15 protein-coding genes are annotated in these 18,655 nt (G+C 49.8%); 8 read left to right on the top strand and 7 right to left on the bottom strand.

Translation table 11 applies throughout. From position 1 onward, the window contains the following. Together EIZ48_RS08275 and EIZ48_RS08270 are read left to right on the top strand one after the other, a co-directional pair. Positions 1 to 137: transposase (locus EIZ48_RS08275; protein WP_160648522.1), on the top strand; the 137-nt coding region annotated here is incomplete at its 5' end. A 391-nt stretch (positions 138 to 528) separates the two neighbouring features. Continuing rightward, positions 529 to 2,532, top strand: coding sequence for a methyl-accepting chemotaxis protein (locus EIZ48_RS08270; protein WP_160650018.1), 2,004 nt, complete (start codon positions 529 to 531; stop codon positions 2,530 to 2,532). Positions 2,533 to 2,705: 173 nt separating this feature from the next. Here the strand turns inward: EIZ48_RS08270 and EIZ48_RS08265 are convergent, their stop codons facing one another. Next, on the bottom strand, positions 2,706 to 3,899 hold the full coding sequence (locus EIZ48_RS08265; protein ID WP_160650016.1) for an acetate/propionate family kinase: 1,194 nt from the start codon (positions 3,897 to 3,899) through the stop codon (positions 2,706 to 2,708). 343 nt (positions 3,900 to 4,242) lie between these two features. Continuing rightward, positions 4,243 to 5,181, bottom strand: coding sequence for a LysR family transcriptional regulator (locus EIZ48_RS08260; RefSeq protein ID WP_160650014.1), 939 nt, complete (start codon positions 5,179 to 5,181; stop codon positions 4,243 to 4,245). Between the two features lie 102 nt (positions 5,182 to 5,283). Between EIZ48_RS08260 and EIZ48_RS08255 the strand changes: the two genes are divergently transcribed. Next, positions 5,284 to 6,219 carry a Rossmann-fold NAD(P)-binding domain-containing protein gene (locus tag EIZ48_RS08255; protein ID WP_160650013.1) on the top strand — a complete coding sequence of 312 codons (936 nt, stop codon included), beginning with the start codon at positions 5,284 to 5,286 and terminating at the stop codon, positions 6,217 to 6,219. A gap of 111 nt (positions 6,220 to 6,330) precedes the next feature. Here EIZ48_RS08255 and EIZ48_RS08250 read toward each other — a convergent pair whose 3' ends face one another. Next, positions 6,331 to 6,993, bottom strand: coding sequence for a CatB-related O-acetyltransferase (locus tag EIZ48_RS08250; protein WP_160650011.1), 663 nt, complete (start codon positions 6,991 to 6,993; stop codon positions 6,331 to 6,333). A gap of 98 nt (positions 6,994 to 7,091) precedes the next feature. Here EIZ48_RS08250 and EIZ48_RS08245 point away from each other — a divergent pair, with 98 nt between their 5' ends. Further along, positions 7,092 to 7,565, top strand: a complete 474-nt coding sequence (locus EIZ48_RS08245) for a hypothetical protein (RefSeq protein WP_160650009.1) — start codon at positions 7,092 to 7,094, stop codon at positions 7,563 to 7,565. Between the two features lie 193 nt (positions 7,566 to 7,758). Further along, positions 7,759 to 8,463, top strand: a complete 705-nt coding sequence (gene yieH / locus EIZ48_RS08240; RefSeq protein WP_160650007.1) for a 6-phosphogluconate phosphatase — start codon at positions 7,759 to 7,761, stop codon at positions 8,461 to 8,463. Here the strand turns inward: yieH and EIZ48_RS08235 are convergent. Further along, the gene (locus tag EIZ48_RS08235; RefSeq protein WP_160650005.1) at positions 8,458 to 9,768 is read right to left on the bottom strand and encodes a tetratricopeptide repeat protein; all 1,311 of its coding nucleotides are present in this window, start codon (positions 9,766 to 9,768) and stop codon (positions 8,458 to 8,460) included. The two genes, yieH and EIZ48_RS08235, sit on opposite strands and share 6 nt — an antisense overlap. Positions 9,769 to 9,969: 201 nt before the next feature. Between EIZ48_RS08235 and EIZ48_RS08230 the strand changes: the two genes are divergently transcribed. The 3 genes from EIZ48_RS08230 (at position 9,970) to EIZ48_RS08220 (ending at position 12,946) form a co-directional block, all read left to right on the top strand. Then, positions 9,970 to 10,365 (top strand): DUF3302 domain-containing protein, encoded by a 396-nt coding sequence (locus tag EIZ48_RS08230; protein WP_160650003.1) that lies wholly within the window; start codon positions 9,970 to 9,972, stop codon positions 10,363 to 10,365. Next, positions 10,365 to 11,495 carry an HlyD family secretion protein gene (locus EIZ48_RS08225; protein WP_160650002.1) on the top strand — a complete coding sequence of 377 codons (1,131 nt, stop codon included), beginning with the start codon at positions 10,365 to 10,367 and terminating at the stop codon, positions 11,493 to 11,495. The genes EIZ48_RS08230 and EIZ48_RS08225 overlap by 1 nt, the downstream gene beginning before the upstream one ends. 80 nt (positions 11,496 to 11,575) lie before the next feature. Then, positions 11,576 to 12,946 (top strand): L-serine ammonia-lyase, encoded by a 1,371-nt coding sequence (locus EIZ48_RS08220; RefSeq protein ID WP_160650000.1) that lies wholly within the window; start codon positions 11,576 to 11,578, stop codon positions 12,944 to 12,946. A gap of 83 nt (positions 12,947 to 13,029) precedes the next feature. On the opposite strand, the gene putP is transcribed toward EIZ48_RS08220, so the two are convergent. The 3 genes from putP to putA all read right to left on the bottom strand — a co-directional run bounded on the left by putP (position 13,030) and on the right by putA (position 18,478). Next, positions 13,030 to 14,526 (bottom strand): sodium/proline symporter PutP, encoded by a 1,497-nt coding sequence (gene putP / locus EIZ48_RS08215; protein WP_160649999.1) that lies wholly within the window; start codon positions 14,524 to 14,526, stop codon positions 13,030 to 13,032. 96 nt (positions 14,527 to 14,622) lie between these two features. Continuing rightward, complete coding sequence (locus EIZ48_RS08210) at positions 14,623 to 15,321, bottom strand: aldehyde dehydrogenase family protein (protein ID WP_160649998.1); 699 nt, start codon at positions 15,319 to 15,321, stop codon at positions 14,623 to 14,625. Positions 15,322 to 15,349: 28 nt separating this feature from the next. Next, positions 15,350 to 18,478, bottom strand: coding sequence for a bifunctional proline dehydrogenase/L-glutamate gamma-semialdehyde dehydrogenase PutA (gene putA, locus EIZ48_RS08205; protein WP_160649996.1), 3,129 nt, complete (start codon positions 18,476 to 18,478; stop codon positions 15,350 to 15,352). Positions 18,479 to 18,655: the final 177 nt, after the last annotated feature.

Genomic DNA, 18,655 nt, shown 5'->3' with positions numbered 1-18,655 from the left:
CATATCATCTGAATACTTGTACGCTGGAGGGGATCAATAACAAGATAAAACTCATCAAGCGTATGGGATACGGATATCGAGATACGGAATACTTCTTCCTAAAGATAAAAGCAGCTTTCCCCGGAAAGCCGCGATGAACCTTTTTTTTGCCACTACATCATACATATTTTGCATCGATTAAACGTAATAGCCACTTAGTACAAGAATTTAGTTGTCGTGCGTAGTAGCTTGGGCTACCTAATAACAGAAACCTTCAACTTGACACCCAAACAAGAATATTTCTTAGTTAGTTCAAGCAAAGAAGAATTTGGTTCATTCAAAATGTGTGATTGGAAGCCTCCAATACATGCACTACCTAATTGCCTCTCCTCCCACCAAGTGCGATAATACTTAATGAAAGCGCTTTCTCGAGGTGTTCATAGCTCAGCTCATTAATGAGCGCTTTATCAATACGAGCTACAACCAATGGTAAAAACACTGCATGTTACGAAATCTCCATTAATCAGTATTACTGGACCAGGAACAAGGATGAAAACAAGAAAAATGAAATCTATACGGTATAAATATCCACTTTATTTTGTCTTTTTCATGTTGGTTGTAGGGCTAATGACCACTTTAGGAATAAACTACTGGATTTCTCCCAAACTAGTCGCAAATGAAGAAGCAATTATCGAAGGCGCACTACAAGATATCAATGATGTAATCTTAACGGAACTAGAACAAGTTCAAGCACAACAGCGGACAATAACCCAAACCATTCCTCTCATCTCTAGTGAGCAAATTGATCAAATTTTACCAAGTATGGTCGATCAATACGGAAAGCTTCAAGTTTTCGGTGGCGGTATCTGGCCTTTGCCTGGGAAACGCCAACAAGGCGTTGAAAAATATAGTACATTTTATCACCGTGATGACAACAATAAGCTTGTTGAAAATACCTATTGGAACTCTGCTGACTCAGCCAATTACTACGAACAAATTTGGTACAAAAATGGCCTAACGGCTCCTCAAGGGCGATGTGCTTGGGCACCTGCATACCAAGATTCGGCCAGTAATGAAGCTAGAACAAATTGTGCCATGTCGATATTCAAGCAGGGTGAACGCTATGGTGTTGCTACAATTGATCTTACATTGGGTTTTTTCAATAACCTTGTCGCTGAAAAAGAGAAAATGTTAAACGGGAATATCCTTATCATTGAATCTGATGGTAAAATACTAAGCAACACACGCAGCATTAATCGCCCACTCATACTTGAAAATCTATCTTCTATTACTCAACAGTCTCCATTTGCAACTAATGTTAACCGTCACCTAACTCAGATTAATACAAGTAATCAATTACAAGTCAACTACGATAATAATGGTATTAATCACACTCTTTTCATGCATCAAATTACGGACACTCCATGGATAGTTGCTTTTAGCATTGAAACAGATCTAATACAATCAACAACCAACTCGATCATGATGATCTTAGCATCAATTCAACTTCCCATCGTAGCCGCTATTATTATTTTTTGCTTTATTGTATTCTCAAAACTAACTCAGCGCCTTGAATCATTACGAAACAACATTCGGTCGCTTTCATCAGGAAATGCCGATTTAACAACTGTTATCGAAACAAATTCATCTGATGAAGTCGCAGATATCGCGGAATCAGTCAATCACTTCATTATATATTTGAAATCCATGATCATGGATATATCACAGGCCTCTACTCATATCTCTGATGGTATCAAGCAACTTAATGTGCAGTCAGATAACAATAACCAGGCATTAAACGAACACGCAACCGAGACCGATCAAGTCGTTGCTGCCATCACTGAATTGAGCGCAACGGCTGAGACAATCGCACAAAGCGCCAACGATACAGCCGCAAATACGAATAAAGCCAGTGACGATGCACAATTAGCAAAAAATGATGTAATTGAGGCATCTAGTAGCATGAGTATCTTAGTAGAAGAAGTGGCCACAGCATCATCAAGCATTAATACTATGAATGAAAATACTCAACAAATTGTTAGTGTACTAGGTGTAATAGGAGAAATTGCAGATCAAACAAACCTTCTGGCACTCAATGCCGCAATTGAAGCAGCACGAGCAGGTGAGCAGGGACGAGGTTTTGCAGTTGTAGCCGATGAAGTGCGATCACTTGCAGCGCGTACTCAGACCAGCACAGCAGAAATTAATGAAATATTAACGAAGTTACGTCAAGATGCGACCAATGCAGTTACTGCAATGGAAGTCACTAAAGCAAGCTGTGAACGTACCGCTGAGAATGCAGAGCGCGTATCAAACAGCTTGGATGCAATGACAGGTTCTATCTTTGAGATTAGTGACTTAAGCACTCAAATTGCAACTGCTTCTGAAGAACAGAGTTCAGTAAGCGAAGAAGTGAACCGTAATATGAACAATATCCGTGAGATGATTTATGAATTGACTCAAAATAGTCAAGCGACAGTAGACAGTACACAAAGCCTGTCTGCTGCGAACTCACAGTTAGACACTCTAGTAAACAAATTCAAACTTCAATAGCCTGAATATTACTCTTTAATTGTAATTATTGATTATGTAGCTAAAAAACTTTTTGCTCAAAATAAAAAAACGGCCCCGAGCAGATGCTCGGGGCCGTTTCCCGTTCCGTCTTTCCCTGTGTTCCAGGCAGGGAGCCAACCAAGCCCTTGGGAAACTTGGCTGGCTATAATCTATTACGCGTGCAGTAACGCCATAGATTCTTTTGCGATAACCCACTCTTCGTTGGTCGGGATTACCATAGCAACTGGCGTATTTGGCTGGGTAATAATACCGCTGTTACCGAAGCGAGCCGCTGCATTGGCTTCTTCGTCTTCGCGGTAACCGAAGATCTTCAGGTTCTCTAGGATCTTGCTGCGGATTGGCTGAGAGTTCTCACCAATACCGGCGGTGAAGATGATGCCGTCCAGCTCATCCAGTGCCACCATGTAAGAACCGATGTACTTAGCAACACGGTAAGTGAAGATTTCAAATGCCAGGGTTGCGCCCTCGTGGCCATTTTCCATCGCCTCGATAATACCGCGGCAATCACTTGTCAGGCCAGATACACCTAGCAGGCCTGATTTCGAGTTCAGCTCTTTGAAAACATCTTCCTGAGCCCAGCCTTTCTTCAGCAGGAACTCAATGATACTTGGGTCAAGGTCACCACAACGTGTACCCATCATCAAGCCGGCCAGCGGGGTAAAGCCCATGCTGGTATCAACACTCTTGCCGTCTTTGATTGCACAAACCGATGCACCGTTACCCAGGTGAACAGAGATAAAGTTGCTCTCTTCGATTGGCTTGTTGATCATCTTGGCAGCTTCACGGCTGACGAAGTAGTGGCTCGTACCGTGGAAACCGTAACGACGGATGCCGTATTCATTGTATAGCTTCTGAGAGATAGCACCTGTGTACGCACGGGCAGGCATTGTCTGGTGGAACGCCGTATCAAATACCGCGTACTGAGCCAGTGCCGGGAAAGCCTTAATTGCAGCTCGCATCCCGATAACATGAGCAGGGTTATGAAGTGGTGCCAGATCGCTTAGCTTCTCGATTTCTTCCAGCACGCTATCGTCAATTTTTACTGTCTTGGTAAACTTCTCACCGCCATGGACAACTCGGTGACCGACAGCAACGATATCTTGCTTGATACCTTGCTCTTCAAGCAGGGTTACGATGCGATCGACTGCCTGCTGGTGGTGGTTACCTGAATCGTTCAGTTTGTATTCGTACTTCTCACCGTTGATCTTCCAGCTAACATTGGCTTCAGGCATGCCGAAGCACTCACCCAAGCCACTCAGGGTTGCCTCACCGCTAACGGTATCGATTAGGGCAAATTTTAGCGAAGAACTACCGGAGTTGATTACAAGAACTAGAGAATTGCTCATGGTTATCTCATCAGAATAATTAGGGCCTAAGGACAAGTTGTTGTCCCGTCACACGTCTTTTTAGACTGCAGAGGAAAATGTGTGGAGCAGCATTTTCTCGGCATTATATGTTTTAATTACATTATTCAATTTTTTTTGAATAACTCAACTTTTGTTTTCTGAAATATCAAAAAAAGTTAAAAAACGCTGGTCCAGATCAAGTTTATAGCAACGAAAACGTTTAACCTTGGGCGAAAATCGCCCAGCAACTAAATTTTTGTTGAATATTTCCTGAATATTTTTCAACTATTGAATAGCGCCCTCCAATCAAAATTAATATGCATTGTGATGAACCCCCTTCAACTTACATCACAGCAAGGTGTTTCTTTCTTCCCTCAGCAGGCTGCTGCTGTCGCCATTTATTCTGCTGAAACCACTGGCTCAAAAACGTCATCAGATTATGGATACGCGGATTAACATTCACGTCACGATGGCAAATCAGCCACCAGTTAAAGGGACGTAAGGCAGCTTCCGGAAAAAGCTGCACCAAATCCGGATACTTTTCTGCTATCGCCAACAGCGTAACAGCCACACCGGCCCTGGCGTTGAGCAGTTCAACCTGCATTTTCTGGCTATCGGTACGAAAGCTGAAATGTGACTTACTCAGGGGACGACCAATCCGTACAGCCTCGCGGAGATAAAAGTTATTGCTGTCATCGCCGATTATTTGATGGAAGCCGGCATGTAGATCCTGAAGTGAATCCGGCTTGCCATACTCTTCTAGGTATTCACGGTGAGCAAAAAAACCCAGTTTCCCTTCAAAAAGGTGGCTGACCACAAAATCCGGTTGCTCCGGCTTTTCGACAGAGACCAATAAATCGGCATCACGCTTGTTTAGGTTCACCCCTTGATCAGAAATCAGTATCTCAACTTCAATAGACGGAAACTGGCGGTTAAATGCTGTTATCGCATCCGGCAAAAAGTAGTATGCGACCACTTCACTCACAGCCAGCCGGACATGGCCATCAATATGCTCTGAAGTAGCATTAACCAGCCTGGCAAAGCTCTCGGCCCCAAGGGCGGTCGCCTTGGCGGAATCCAACAAGCTCGCCCCGACCTCGGTCACTTTGAGCCCGCTGCTGGAACGGTCAAAGAGATTGACACCGACCTTCTCTTCCAGTGCCAAAATATAACGGCTCACTGTTGGCTGAGACACCCCGAGTACCTGCGCCGCCGCCGACATACTCCCCTCTTCGACCACAGCCAAAAATATCCGAATACTGTCCCACTCCGTGTTATTCATATTCGTATACCTACTATTCCTATCTGTGTATTTACTATAGCCACAATAAGAACCAAACTGCATAACAGTATATTGATATGAATCGCATGATTGAGGTTAACTATGAGAAAAGCCTTAGTTTTTGGAGCCTGTCAGGAGATGGGCAATAACCTCTGCCGAACGCTGATCAACAATGACTGGGATGTCATCGGTATTATTCGTGACGACTCTGCCCACGTACCGATACTCAGCCAGCTCACTTTGGCCGAGATGAATAGCGATGATCTTGACTTCTTGTACCAGGTAGCAAAAGACGTTGATACCGTCTTTGTTCACCTGCCCGAATCAGCGGCTGCCAGAAAAGAGCTCATTTTCTCCATAGAACACATTATTTCGCTTTCCGAGCAGCTCAAACTGCGCTTGGTGATCACCACCAATAAATATGATGTCCAACAGCCCTGGTTCCCCTCTCTTGCTGTCTGGAGAAAAAATAAACCCATTACTGTCCGCCTGCCCAAACGACTGAAAAACCGCTTACGCCAGGCAAGCTTTAACGGAGCCAAAGTTCTGGTGATCTGCTGCGGACACAGCCTGAGCTGCGCACTGCATCATGGCTACCTGGGGATGCTGATAAAAGAAACGCAGCAAAAAGTCATCATCCAATCCCCCAGCAATCAAAGACTCTGCCACTATTGGACATTCTTACCCGATCTTGCAGACAATATTGCCCATCTCCTCTCTCACGAGCAGTGTGAGCAACCCGATTTGAATATTGTCTACTACCCCGGGCACAAAGCCAGTATCAATGATATTGCCCGCTGCCTGGCACTCAGCAGCGGTAAGCCGGTATCGATCATCCAACTATCCTGGACAATCCTTGAGTTCATAGCCTTTTTCTCACCGCTATTTCGCCGATTCCTCAAAACCCGGGAGCTTTGGCAACACGGCGGCAAGCCACCAGCCTACTCGATACCGCTCCATGCACCATCAAGCTTTATCCATACGCCACTGGAGCTGGCTCTGCAAAGAAGTTGGCGAAGCGTCTCTAACTATGCCTAGTATTTGACTGTCTTTGCCTAATATTGCTTCAATTAAGTATCTACAAACTGACAGGGGCCCTCTCGGGGCCCCGCTTAACATAGACATTTAAACTAGAGATGTAATAAACACTCACCGTTCAAACTGACGGTAACGGTCGAACAAACCTTCAATATCATTGCTGCACATCAAATCCATATTCTGTTTCAGAAGATCGAGCGGCCAGTCCCACCATTTCATCTCCCGCAGCATGATAATCTGTTCCTCGTTAAAGCGCTTCTTAACAACCTGACCGGGATTGCCGACCACTACGCCATAGGGTTCGACGTTTTTGGTTACCACAGCCCGGGCACCAATCACCGCCCCGTCGCCAATGTTAACTCCAGGCATAATGACGCACTCGGATCCTATCCACACATCATTTCCGATCACCGTGTCTCCGGCCCGCTCGAAGCCTGACTTGACCTTGTCACCAAACTGGCTGACATCAAAAGGAAACGAAGACACCCAGTCATGGCGGTGCCCCTGATTACCTGCCAGCATAAAGGTCGCCCCCGAGGCTATCGAGCAGTATTTGCCGATAATGAGCCGGTCAACCTCACCGAAAATACCGGACTCCCAGACGGCCCGGCTGGAATGATCCCCCAACAGGTAACGTACGCACTGATCCTCAAAATGTTTATCGTGATAATAACCAGAATAGTAGGTATGCGCCCCGACAGAAATATTCGGATTATCGATATGTTCTCGCACTTCATAGCCGCCAAGCCATGAAGGAAATATGGATGATGACATAGCCACCCCTTTTTATTATGTATAGCCGTCTAATCACACTACGAAAAATGGCGTAAAATGCTGTCCTTCTTTTATCAACCATTATCGAGCCCTGCAAAATGCTAACAGAACAACTTTTTTCAGCTTACCTCGGTGAACTGTACGGCATTGCCTTTTTTACTGCTTTCGCTGAAAAGTATAGTGATGATAAGCATATCAACAACTGGCAAAAGCTAATCCTTGTCGAACAAGTCACTGCCCGCCACCTTAAAACCGGGCTGGAAAAACTCGGCATCAGCTGCCCCGACAGCCACCCGGTAATGGAAGGCAAGGGACGTCATGATGCCGAAAAATGGCTGTCACTGGAATGGCCCGCTCTAGTCGATACCATGGCATCCTGGGTCGAACCCTATGCACTGAAATATCGTCATCAGGCCCAACGGGCACAGCAGCATTCAGACTTATTCCTGCTAGTACAAGAACATGAAGATGCCATCCTGGCATTTCTACGAGGAGAGCAAAGTAAAAGAACCAACAGCGAGGCCGCGCTGGATAGCTTCCTTTCCCGCTATCACTGCCCCGGCAATCAATAACGAGTTTCTGCCTGTAGCTATCGAGGTATAGGTATATCTGCATTTCTAGACAGAATAAGGGACAAATCTCATAACTTACAAAAAAACGCCATTAACCGCGATTGAGATAGCAAAACGTTAATATGCGCATTGTAGAACTACAGACGGTGTATTAACAATGAGATGTCAGCTGCATAAGAGTGGAGTGCGTTTTATGGATAAAACCAGCAACACGGCAACAAGAAGAGCAACGGGTGTACGCTGCGTCATTTTTGATTGCGACGGCACCCTGGTAGACAGCGAGATACTCTGCAACCAGGCATTGGTCAATGTATTCAACCGACTGGGTGCCAACCTTAGCCTCGAAGAGTGCCTGCGCCATTTCCAAGGCGGAAAAATGGTCGATATTCTCACCGAAACAAGAGCACGTGCCGGCATCAAGGCCCGTATCGATGATCTCGAGCCCATGTACAGGAAAGAGTGCCGACAGCTTTTCGAACAGGGACTTAAGCCAATCAAAGGCGTGCCTGAGCTGCTCGACACCTTGTCGAGCCTGGGGTGCGATATGTGTATTGCCTCAAATGCGCCGATCAGCAAAATCGAACACACTTTAAGCCTGACCGGGCTACTTCCCTATTTTGAAGGGAAGCTATTTAGCGGCTTTCAGGCTAACAGCTGGAAGCCTGAACCGGATATTCTCCACTTTGCCGCCATGCACATGGGTGTGATGCTACAAGAGTGCGTATTCGTTGATGATACCCCGAAGGGCGTGCAGGCCGGGATCAACGCCGATATCCGTACCTTTCACTTTGCCGCGACACCCCACTCGGTCAAGATTAGCCACCCGAGAGTAACCACCATTACAGCGATGCCGCAGCTGCTTGATTACCTTGAGGTGGATTCGGTACCGGTATCATGATGACGGCTTCTTCGATTCTGCCGTAAAACTGTCCCAAGAGGTTGCCCAGTTTTGCTGCTGGTACTCCTTGGTCGCTGTTTCATTCTTGGTCTCTGATGCCAAGCTGCTGTCGTCTGATCCTTCGCTTTTCTCAGCATCTGCGCTAACACCGTTTTCTATGTCGCGAAACTCGCCATCCTGCACCGATGAGGCGACCGAAGACAAATCCATCTCCACCTCGCCGTCCCGGCTGGCAATCGCCTCAGCCTGTGCCGTATCTCCAGCCAGTTCTCCGCTGGCCAGCGATGCCAGAACATCCTCGTCAGGCCGGTAGCTACTTCGAGCATATACCCGATCCATCAGATCAATTACCCGGTGGCGGGCAACTGGCTGGCGTTTAAGCAGCCGAAAGACAGAATTGGCAACGCTCTGGGCCGCCAGGATAGACTCTATTCCAACATACTGCGCCGCTTCATCACGTTCGGTCTTGGCCGTTTTATGGCCAAAGGCGTTGGCAATCGAAAACCACACATAAGCGATAGCCGCATCATTGGCATCTGATCCCAAGTGCATCTTCGCGGCCAAAAACTGTGCTTCACTGCTACCCATTTCGGCCGCTCTTTCCAGCCAGTAAATAGCCCGAGCGCGATCCTTGGTCACCCCAACCCCACTCTGATAACAAAATGCGGTTTTGATGCAACCCTTAACCTCATTGGTCAGCGCCGCCCGCACCCGCCAGCCGAATGCGACCAGAGGGTCTTTGTGTTGGTTTATTTCTGCTACATACCAGTCACCGAGAAAAAGCTGCGCCTCCACATGCCCCTGCTCAGCCGCCACGATGATTTTTTCAACCCCCGACTCGGTATCAATCTCGGTGCCGTAGCCGGATACCAGGTAATATCCCAGCTGATACAGAGCTTCCGGCTCTTTGCGCTTGGCCAGCACGACTTGCTGCCAATATTTCGATTTCGCCTCGCCATCAGAGTCGGACCGATCTAACCGACATAGGCGGGCCAGGGCATTCTGGGCAATATCGTTGTCTAACGCCGCAGCCTTCTGGTACCAAAATATCGCCTGACTGATACTGGTCAGCTCAAACTCCTTTGCCAGCGACAGCTGGCTTGAAACGTGCCCGGTCTGCGCCTTAAAGACTTTTTCCTCGTGCTCTGCCACTTTGGCCTTTTCCAGGACCCGCTGATACTTTTGATCTTTGAGCACTTTCTCCTGCACTTTAACGCGCTGAGATTTCATCGCGGAAAAATAGCGGACAATCACCCAAACCAGCACCACGCCGATCAAACTCAGACCGATTACCAGGTTTGACATAACCCCTCATGCAACAATTTTCTACACTCTATGTAACGGCAGAATGCCGCAAAACTAGAGCTATTATGCCAGAGTAATTAACCACACAAAAAACACTGTTTAAAAATAGAGAGATAAAGAAGTACTGCAAACTCAGATAGTGCCGTTATTCGATGCTACTTTTTACTTATACCATTACCAATAACACATTAAGGATCATGGATGTTTCTCGATTACTTTGCTCTGGGGGTCTTGGTGTTTGTTGCCGTTTTTTTATTCTACGGCGTGATCGCAATCCATGATATCCCCTATGAAATATCGAAAAAACGCAATCACCCTCACCAGGATGCCATTCATTATGCCGGCTGGGTCAGCCTATTTACCCTTCACGCCATCTGGCCGTTTCTGTGGATCTGGGCCACGCTATGGCGGGAAGACCGTGGTTGGGGGTTCACCAAAATCCAAAACGAACAACACGAGCTTCACCACGAGGTCCTCCAGCTGACAGAGCAGGTAGAAAGGCTGACAGAAAAAGTGGCACAGCTAGAAGTTACCCAGGCCCGGCAGTCCGCCACCTCCCACCGAAACGACAAAGTTAACCAGAAAGAGGAGGATTAATGGATTTATTGCTGATTCTTACCTATACCGCACTGTGCATTGCCGTCTTTAAGATTTTCCGGATCCCACTCAACAAATGGACAGTACCGACCGCAGTTCTGGGGGGAATCGTGCTGATCGGCACCCTGATACTGCTGATGAACTACAACCATCCGCACACCAACTACGGCGGCCAGTATTTTGTTACCACCCCGATAGTTCCAGGCGTCAGGGGAAAAGTGATCGATGTACCGGTCTCGCCCAACCAGCCGATAAAAAAAGGCGAAGTACTGTTCAAAATAGATCCCACTCCCTTTGAGGCGGAGGTACGGCTGCAGCAAGCCTCCCTGGCCGAAGCAAAACAATATGTTCTCGGTCTTGAGGCCGACTATAAATCGTCCCAGGCCACCACAGCAAAAGCCATCGCCGAGCGCGATCGGACCCTGCAGCAGTTCAAACGTTACGAAAAAGGCTACAAACGCGGAGCATTTACCCAGTCAGAAGTCGATAACCGGCGCCAGTTCTATCTCAGTGCCGAAGCCTCTCTGGCTGCAGCCAGAGCCGAGGAACGCCGCTCCAAGCTTGCCTTTGAATCTGAGATCATGGGCGAAAACACAACCGTTGCCAAAATACGCGCCCAGCTCACCCAGGCGGAGTTCAACCTCAATGAAACCGTTGTCTATGCACCTACCAATGGCTATGTCACCCAGGTATCGCTGCGCCCGGGCATGATGGCCGTACCGCTGCCGCTAAAACCCGTCATGACCTTCGTTCACCAGGAAGAACAACTCTATATCGGTGCCTTCCGCCAAAACTCCCTGCTGCGGCTTGAAACCGGATTCAAGGCTGATTTTGTCTTTCGGGCCCTGCCGGGTAAAACCTTCAAAGGCGAAGTTATCGAGGTACTGCCTGCCATCGGTGAGAGCCAGATCCAGGCATCTGGCGTACTTTACGGCAGCGACTTGCTGCTGAGGCAGGGACGTCCGTTGGTCAAACTTCGGGTAACCGATGATTTATCACCTTTTGATCTCCCGCAGGGAACCAATGTCGAGATTGCCGTCTATTCCGACAGCTTCGAACATGTATCCGTCATGCGAAAAGTGCTGATCCGCATGAAGAGCTGGCAGAACTATCTCTTCCTTGATCATTGATCCGAGATTAGGACCACCGTCACGGAATAAATTTGTGCGATCAGGTTGTCTAACAGATATACAGCACGAGGGAAGTGACCATGTTATCTATTTTCGATATCTACAAAGTCGGGGTCGGGCCATCCAGCTCCCACACCAACGGTCCGATGCTGGCAGGGTTCAATTTTTGCCAGAAGGTGGAGGCACAGATTGGCGCCATTGAACGTGTCCAGATCGACCTCTACGGATCATTGTCCCTGACGGGAAAAGGACACCATACTGACCGCGCGGCCATTCTCGGCCTAATGAATAATACCCCGGATCACATTGACATCGAACAGGCCAACAAAGCAATGGCAGGCGGTATCAAGGCCGGGACACTCCATTTGGCCGGCAAGAAAACCATCGGTTTCAATCCTGACACCGACATCCTGTTTCACCGCACCAACCTGCCACGACATGAAAACGGGATGACCATCAGTGCATTTGATACTGCCGGCAAACAGCTCTTTATCGAGACCTACTACTCGATCGGCGGTGGTTTTATTGCCACGGCCGATGAACTGCAACGCGGTAAATCTGCCGACACGGTCACTGTGCCTTACAGCTTTCACTCTGCCGAAGACATCCTTGCTACTGCGGAAAAGGAAGGCCTGTGTATCGGCGCGATGATCCTCCGCAACGAGCTGGCTTTCCGGTCCGAGGACGAACTCGATGCCAAGGCCAAGCAAATCTGGGCGGTCATGTCTTCCTGTATGAAACGCGGGTTTAAAACCGAAGGGATCCTGGAAGGTGGCCTGAATGTTGTTCGCCGTGCCCCGGCACTGCTGAAAAAACTCGAAGCCAATAAAGACGTTGATAATGACCCAATGACCATTCTCGATTGGGTAAACCTGTTTGCCTTCGCCGTCAGTGAAGAAAACGCCGCTGGCGGCCAAGTGGTCACGTCGCCAACCAACGGTGCCGCCGGGGTGATCCCGTCGGTGCTGATGTACTACAACAAATTCATCTGTCCGCTCGACACACCGCAAATCAAAGACTTTCTCGCAGTCTCGGCCGCTATCGGCATGCTCTACAAAATGAACGCCTCCATTTCCGGTGCAGAGGTCGGTTGTCAGGGTGAGATCGGTGTCTCCTCGTCGATGGCAGCGGCTGGTCTGACGGCAATTCGCGGAGGCAGCAACGAGCAAATCTGCATGGCGGCTGAAATCGCCATGGAGCATTCGCTGGGAATGACCTGCGATCCGATTGGCGGCCTGGTTCAAATTCCGTGTATCGAGCGTAATGCGATGGGAGCGATCAAAGCCATCAATGCCTCGCGGATGGCCTTAAAGCGCAACAGCAAGTCGCTGGTCTCTCTCGACAAGGTTATCGAAACCATGTACCAGACCGGTAAAGACATGAACAAGAAGTACCGGGAGACCTCTCTCGGCGGCCTGGCGATGATCCACCTCGCCCCACCCTGCGAGTAATTCAAGTAAATCGAGGTATCAGAAATGAAAAAGCCAGCCGCTGGATGGCGACTGGCTTTGATGTTCGAGGCTTGGTTTATCTGTTAGTCAAACTCAACCAGGTTCTTCTCGTAATTCTCGTACTGCGCTTCCACTTCCTTCGATGCGCCGCCCGTCATAGAGCTGATCACAATGATAGAAATCGTCGCGAAGATAAATCCAGGTACGATTTCGTACATATCGAACAGACCGCCTGACAGTTGCTTCCAGATCACCACAGTCAGGGCACCAACAACAATACCCGCAAGCGCACCGTTGCGGTTCATGCCTTTCCAGAACAGGCTCAGCAACAGAGCGGGACCGAATGCCGCACCGAAGCCAGCCCAGGCATAAGACACCAGACCCAGTACCGTGCTGTCAGGGTTCATCGCCAGTACCAGCGCAACAATAGACAACGCAATAACAGCCACACGACCGACCATTACAATCTCTTCTGTCGTTGCCTGCGGACGGAATACCTGCTTGTAGAAATCTTCAGCCAACGCCGATGATGACACCAGTAGCTGTGAATCCGCCGTACTCATGATTGCCGCCAGAATCGCCGCCAGCAAGATACCGGCAATCACAGGGTGGAAGATCGAGTTTACCAGCAGCATGAAGATTTTCTCGCCATCGGCCAGTTCGCCGCCCAGCTGGTTATCGACAAACAAAATACCTACCAGACCAACAAGAATAGCCCCCGTCATCGACAGTGCTGTCCATGCTACCGCGATACGACGTGCCGTACCGATATCTTTATTAGATCGAGTCGCCTTGAAACGCGCCAGGATATGCGGCTGACCGAAATAGCCCAGACCCCACGCGGCCAGTGAGATGATCGCAATCGCCGACAGCGGCTCGCCCTTGACATCATTAAACAGCGTCATCAGCTCTGGGTTCTTTGCTTCCAGTGCCGCAGTCAGATCACCAACACCACCACTCATAGCCGCAATCGGTACAATCAGCAATGCCGCCGACATCAGCAGCCCCTGAACCAGGTCAGTCCACGACACGGCAAGGAAACCACCGAACAAGGTGTAAGAAACGACACACACCGTACCAATAATTACCGCGAGGGTGTAATCAAGACCGAATACGGTTTCAAACAGCTTACCACCGGCAACCAAACCTGAACTGGTATAGAAAAGGAAGAACAGCAGAATAAAGAATGCTGAAATGGTTTGGATCAGTTTAGATTTATCGTCAAAACGGCGAGCCAGGAACTCAGGCAGAGTCAACGCATTATCCGTGGTAATACTGTAGGTACGCAGGCGCTTGGCACAAATCAGCCAGTTTAGCCAAGTACCGATTAGCAGGCCGCCGGCCAGCCATAGTGATTCTATCCCTGCCGCATAGGCATAACCCGGCAGGCCCAGTAGCAACCAGCCACTCATATCCGACGCACCGGCAGACAGGGCTGCAGGCCAAGGGCCCAGCGTACGGCCGCCTAGGAAGTAGTCGGCGGAGTTAGCTGTTCGCTTGTAGGCAATATAACCAATTGCCAGCATACCGATCAGATAAACGATAAACGTTCCTGTAATAGCAAAGCTATTTTCTATCATTGTTGAGTTCCCTCACTTAGAGCCCCTGTCCATAGCAGGGGCTTTTTGTTTATTGTGCTGAAAGATTTTCAGCTGAGCTGTTTAGTACAACTCGCGTTAGTGTTCTTCACCACTCCCCAATTCAAGCAATGTCGCGTTTCCGCCAACTGCCGTGATATTGATGGTCCGTGTCCTTTCGGTCACGAAACGCAGTGAGTACGTAGGGCTACCGATAACAGACAGTGACTCGCAGTCAGTCTCGCTGATCAGCTGAGCCAGCAACCCGTCACGGGCAGCCAATTGGCGCGCCAGCGCCTGTGATGTTGATAGCTTTCCGGCATACGCCACACCGGCAATTGCCGGGTGACTCACCAGATCCGCAAGCTGATCGCTATCAATTGCGGTGACCACACCGCGAGCACAGCCGCTTTTCTCCAGCTGTGCAGCCAGTTCACCTGCCGACAGCATGTAGTCCGACGGTAGGCAAACAAAAACTGTATTTCCGGTAACCAGTGCCGCCGCAATTTGGCCGACAACAGCAACCAGTGATGTCTCGACATCGGCCGTTACAATGAAACTGCCGCGACCGGCGCAATAAAGCTCGTTGGTCTCACCCGTCGGCCCAGGCATCAGCAGTGTCTCTGCCACATGCTCGTTGGCATTTCGACACTGGAACGCCACCATTGCCCGAACATCGGGGGCCAGCTCTTCTGCCCAGCGGCCCAGGATCTGTGAGCGCGCCTCATAGCCCAAGCCGTTCCACCCTTCCCAGGCTGCCGAGCTGTTATCTACCATTGCTTGAATACTTATCGTCATAGCTATTTCCTTCTCAACTCAGCGGCCATTAAGCGTTAAACACATCTTGGGTAAAACGATACAGGTAGTGCGGACCACCGGCTTTCGGACCGGTTCCCGATAATCCCTGCCCACCAAATGGCTGTACCCCGACCACGGCACCGACCTGGTCCCGGTTGATATAGCAGTTACCAACACGAGCACGGCGCTCGATATGGCAATAGGTACGCTCATTTCGGCTATGGATCCCCATCGTCAGACCAAAGCCAGTGTTGTTGATTTGGTCAATCACCTGCTCCAGCTCGCTGGCCTTGAAGCGTACGATATGAAGGATCGGGCCGAAGTTTTCATTCTTCAGCACATCAATGCTGCCGATCTCAAACGCCGTCGGGGCAACAAAATCACCGTGCTGACACTCTTCATCCAGTGTCGCCTGCGCCACCACCTTGGCCTGGTTCTTCAAAGACTCAATATGGGTCAGCAACTTTTCACGGGCGCCGGTATCAATCACCGGGCCGACATCAGTACTGTGCAGTTCAGGCCGGCCGACCGACAATTCATCCATTGCTCCCTTGATAAGGGAGGTAATGCGATCGGCAATATCTTTCTGAACAAACAACACCCGCAGCGCCGAACAACGCTGTCCGGCAGACGCAAAGGCCGAACGAACCACATCACGAACAACCTGCTCGGGCAGGGCCGTACTGTCGACGATCATCGCATTCTGTCCACCGGTCTCGGCAATAAACGTCGCCGGTTCACAATCGCGTGCCGCCAGCGAACGGTTAATACGCTGTGCGGTCTCGGTCGAGCCTGTAAAGGCCACCCCAGAAATACGCGGATCCGATGTCAGGGGTGCCCCCACCTGCGCTCCCGTACCTGGCAGGAACTGGATAGCCCCCGCAGGCACGCCTGCTTCCAACATCAGCTCAATCGCCCTAAACGCAATCAGCGACGTCTGCTCCGCAGGTTTTGCGACAACCGTGTTACCTGCCACCAGAGCAGCAGACACCTGACCGAGGAAAATCGCCAATGGGAAGTTCCACGGGCTGATACAAGCAAACACACCGCGCCCCTGGTAGCTCAGCAACTTGGTCGTGCCATCAAAACCGGTTATTTGCTTCGGCTCGGCAAAGTCCGTTGCCGCCTGATCGGCATAGAAACGGCAGAAATCAACCGCCTCACGAATTTCATCGATGCTATCCTGAATCGTTTTGCCCGCTTCGCGGTGGCAAAGCGCCACCAGCTCACCGGTATGTGCTTCCAGCAAATCAGCCAGGCGGACCAGGCTTTGAGCTCGCTCGCCAGCCGGTCGCTGTGACCAGCTCGGATACGCCCCGGCCGCAACGGAAATAGCAGCCTCTACCTGCTCGGCAGTGGCAAAAGCTACGCTACCAACCGTTTCACGGCGATCATACGGTGCTGTTACCACCTGCACTTCGCCAGACAGCCTCTCACCATTGACGATGGGGCCGGCCTGCCACTGGTGCCGGGAAAATGCCTTGACCGAGTCCGAGAACGGACGCCACTCCGACTCGATATCAATGTTGATTCCAGCCGAGTTCTTACGCCGTTCACCGAAAATTTGCGGTGGCAGCGGGATCAGGGCGTTATGCAGTGTCGACCGGGCCAGCAGCTCGTCCACCGGATGCTGGGTCAGAGATTCAACCGGACAGTTGGCATCAACCAGACGGTGAACAAACGAGCTGTTGGCACCGTTTTCCAGCAGACGACGGACCAGGTACGGCAGCAAATCTTTATGGCTGCCTACCGGTGCGTAGATACGCACGTTCACATTGTGCATGTCCATCACATGGTTATAGAGGGCATCGCCCATACCATGCAGACGCTGGAATTCGTAATCCTTATTTGAACTTGCCATGGCAACAATCGCCGACACCGTGTGGGCGTTGTGGCTGGCAAACTGCGGATAAATCAAACCACGCAGGTGTTCGGACAGCAGGAACCGGGCACAGGCCAGATAAGAACTGTCTGTTGCTTCTTTGCGAGTGAACACTGGGTAACCCGAGAAACCGCTCTGTTGTGACAGTTTCAGCTCACTGTCCCAATACGCCCCTTTCACCAGACGCAACGGGATCACGTCACCCTGTTGCTTGCTCAATGCAGCCAGCCATGCCAATACCGGCAGCGCACGCTTTGAGTAAGCCTGCACAACCAGGCCAAAGCGGCCCCAGCCACGAACTTCGTCCGCGCGGTAAAGCTTCTCGAACAGCTTCAGTGACAGTTCCAGACGGTCCGCTTCTTCTGCATCAATCGTGATCCCGACATTCAGCTCGCGGGCACGCTTGAGCAGCGACAGCACCGACTCATACATCTCGTCCAGTACACGTGTCTCATTGGCCACATCGTAACGAGGATGCAGCGCCGACAGCTTGATAGACACTGTCGGATCCGGCGATTTCGCATTGCTGCCCTTCTGGCTCGAATAGGCATCACGTCCGACCGCTTCGATAGCCATGATGTAATCTTTGAAATACTTCTGGGCATCTTGTGCTGTCAGTGCGGCTTCACCCAACATATCAAATGAATAGGTGAACCCTTGGTCCCGCTTGTCTTTACCGTTTTTCATTGCTTCGGCAATGGTGCGGCCAAGGACAAACTGGTGACCCATGATTTTCATCGCCTGATTCATTGCCTGGCGGATCACCGGCTCAGACATTTTGTTCACCAGGCGGTTGATCACGTGACTCGGTGTTCCGTCTTCCCTGGCATCCATGGTGACCACCTTACCGGTCAGCATCAGGCCCCAGGTCGAGGCGTTAACAAACAACGAGTCGGAATTTTTCAGGTGCGACTTCCAGTCTGCAACACTCAGCTTGTCGCGGATCAACGCATCAGCCGTTGCCGCATCAGGAATACGCATCAGAGCCTCGGCAAGGCACATCAGCAAAATGCCTTCCTTGGTATCCAGGCTATATTCCAGCAACAACGCATCAATCATCTGAATCGCGTTCTGATCGGCACGAACACGCTCGATCAACGTCGCAGCCTGTTCCGTGGTGTGTTTACGTTCTTGCTCCGAAGGCTCAGCCAAAGGTATCAACTGTTTAAGCCACTGAGACTCATCAACAGAATAGAGCGGTGAAATCAATGTCCAGATTTCTTCCAATGGTCGCTCAATAAATGATGGCTGAAGTACATCTGCCGCATTGAACATAATCAATCCCTCAATAGTGAACCTGATTGAATACCAGTATCTATATCTACTAGGCGATCTCGCTCAGGTTAAATGTTACACCAGTGTTAGCATTGAGAGGATTCTATTTTCCGCCACGCCGAGAGTCTTGCTATATTCTCCGATAATTTTTAGGAAAAGTCCGTTTTTTAACAAAAA

The organism is Photobacterium alginatilyticum, from assembly GCF_009910675.1.
Classification (GTDB): Bacteria; Pseudomonadota; Gammaproteobacteria; order Enterobacterales; family Vibrionaceae; genus Photobacterium; species Photobacterium alginatilyticum.
This window is presented reverse-complemented; position numbering and strand designations above follow the sequence as displayed.

Bases quoted from the DNA above. Each gene is read 5' to 3' on its own strand.
- EIZ48_RS08250 (WP_160650011.1), bottom strand. From the start codon at position 6,993: ATGTCATCATCCATATTTCCTTCATGGCTTGGCGGCTATGAAGTGCGA.
- putP (WP_160649999.1), bottom strand. From the start codon at position 14,526: ATGATAGAAAATAGCTTTGCTATTACAGGAACGTTTATCGTTTATCTG.
- EIZ48_RS08225 (WP_160650002.1), top strand. From the start codon at position 10,365: ATGGATTTATTGCTGATTCTTACCTATACCGCACTGTGCATTGCCGTC.
- yieH (WP_160650007.1), top strand. From the start codon at position 7,759: ATGGATAAAACCAGCAACACGGCAACAAGAAGAGCAACGGGTGTACGC.
- EIZ48_RS08245 (WP_160650009.1), top strand. From the start codon at position 7,092: ATGCTAACAGAACAACTTTTTTCAGCTTACCTCGGTGAACTGTACGGC.
- EIZ48_RS08210 (WP_160649998.1), bottom strand. From the start codon at position 15,321: ATGACGATAAGTATTCAAGCAATGGTAGATAACAGCTCGGCAGCCTGG.
- EIZ48_RS08235 (WP_160650005.1), bottom strand. From the start codon at position 9,768: ATGTCAAACCTGGTAATCGGTCTGAGTTTGATCGGCGTGGTGCTGGTT.
- EIZ48_RS08265 (WP_160650016.1), bottom strand. From the start codon at position 3,899: ATGAGCAATTCTCTAGTTCTTGTAATCAACTCCGGTAGTTCTTCGCTA.
- EIZ48_RS08220 (WP_160650000.1), top strand. From the start codon at position 11,576: ATGTTATCTATTTTCGATATCTACAAAGTCGGGGTCGGGCCATCCAGC.
- EIZ48_RS08260 (WP_160650014.1), bottom strand. From the start codon at position 5,181: ATGAATAACACGGAGTGGGACAGTATTCGGATATTTTTGGCTGTGGTC.
- putA (WP_160649996.1), bottom strand. From the start codon at position 18,478: ATGTTCAATGCGGCAGATGTACTTCAGCCATCATTTATTGAGCGACCA.
- EIZ48_RS08270 (WP_160650018.1), top strand. From the start codon at position 529: ATGAAAACAAGAAAAATGAAATCTATACGGTATAAATATCCACTTTAT.
- EIZ48_RS08230 (WP_160650003.1), top strand. From the start codon at position 9,970: ATGTTTCTCGATTACTTTGCTCTGGGGGTCTTGGTGTTTGTTGCCGTT.
- EIZ48_RS08255 (WP_160650013.1), top strand. From the start codon at position 5,284: ATGAGAAAAGCCTTAGTTTTTGGAGCCTGTCAGGAGATGGGCAATAAC.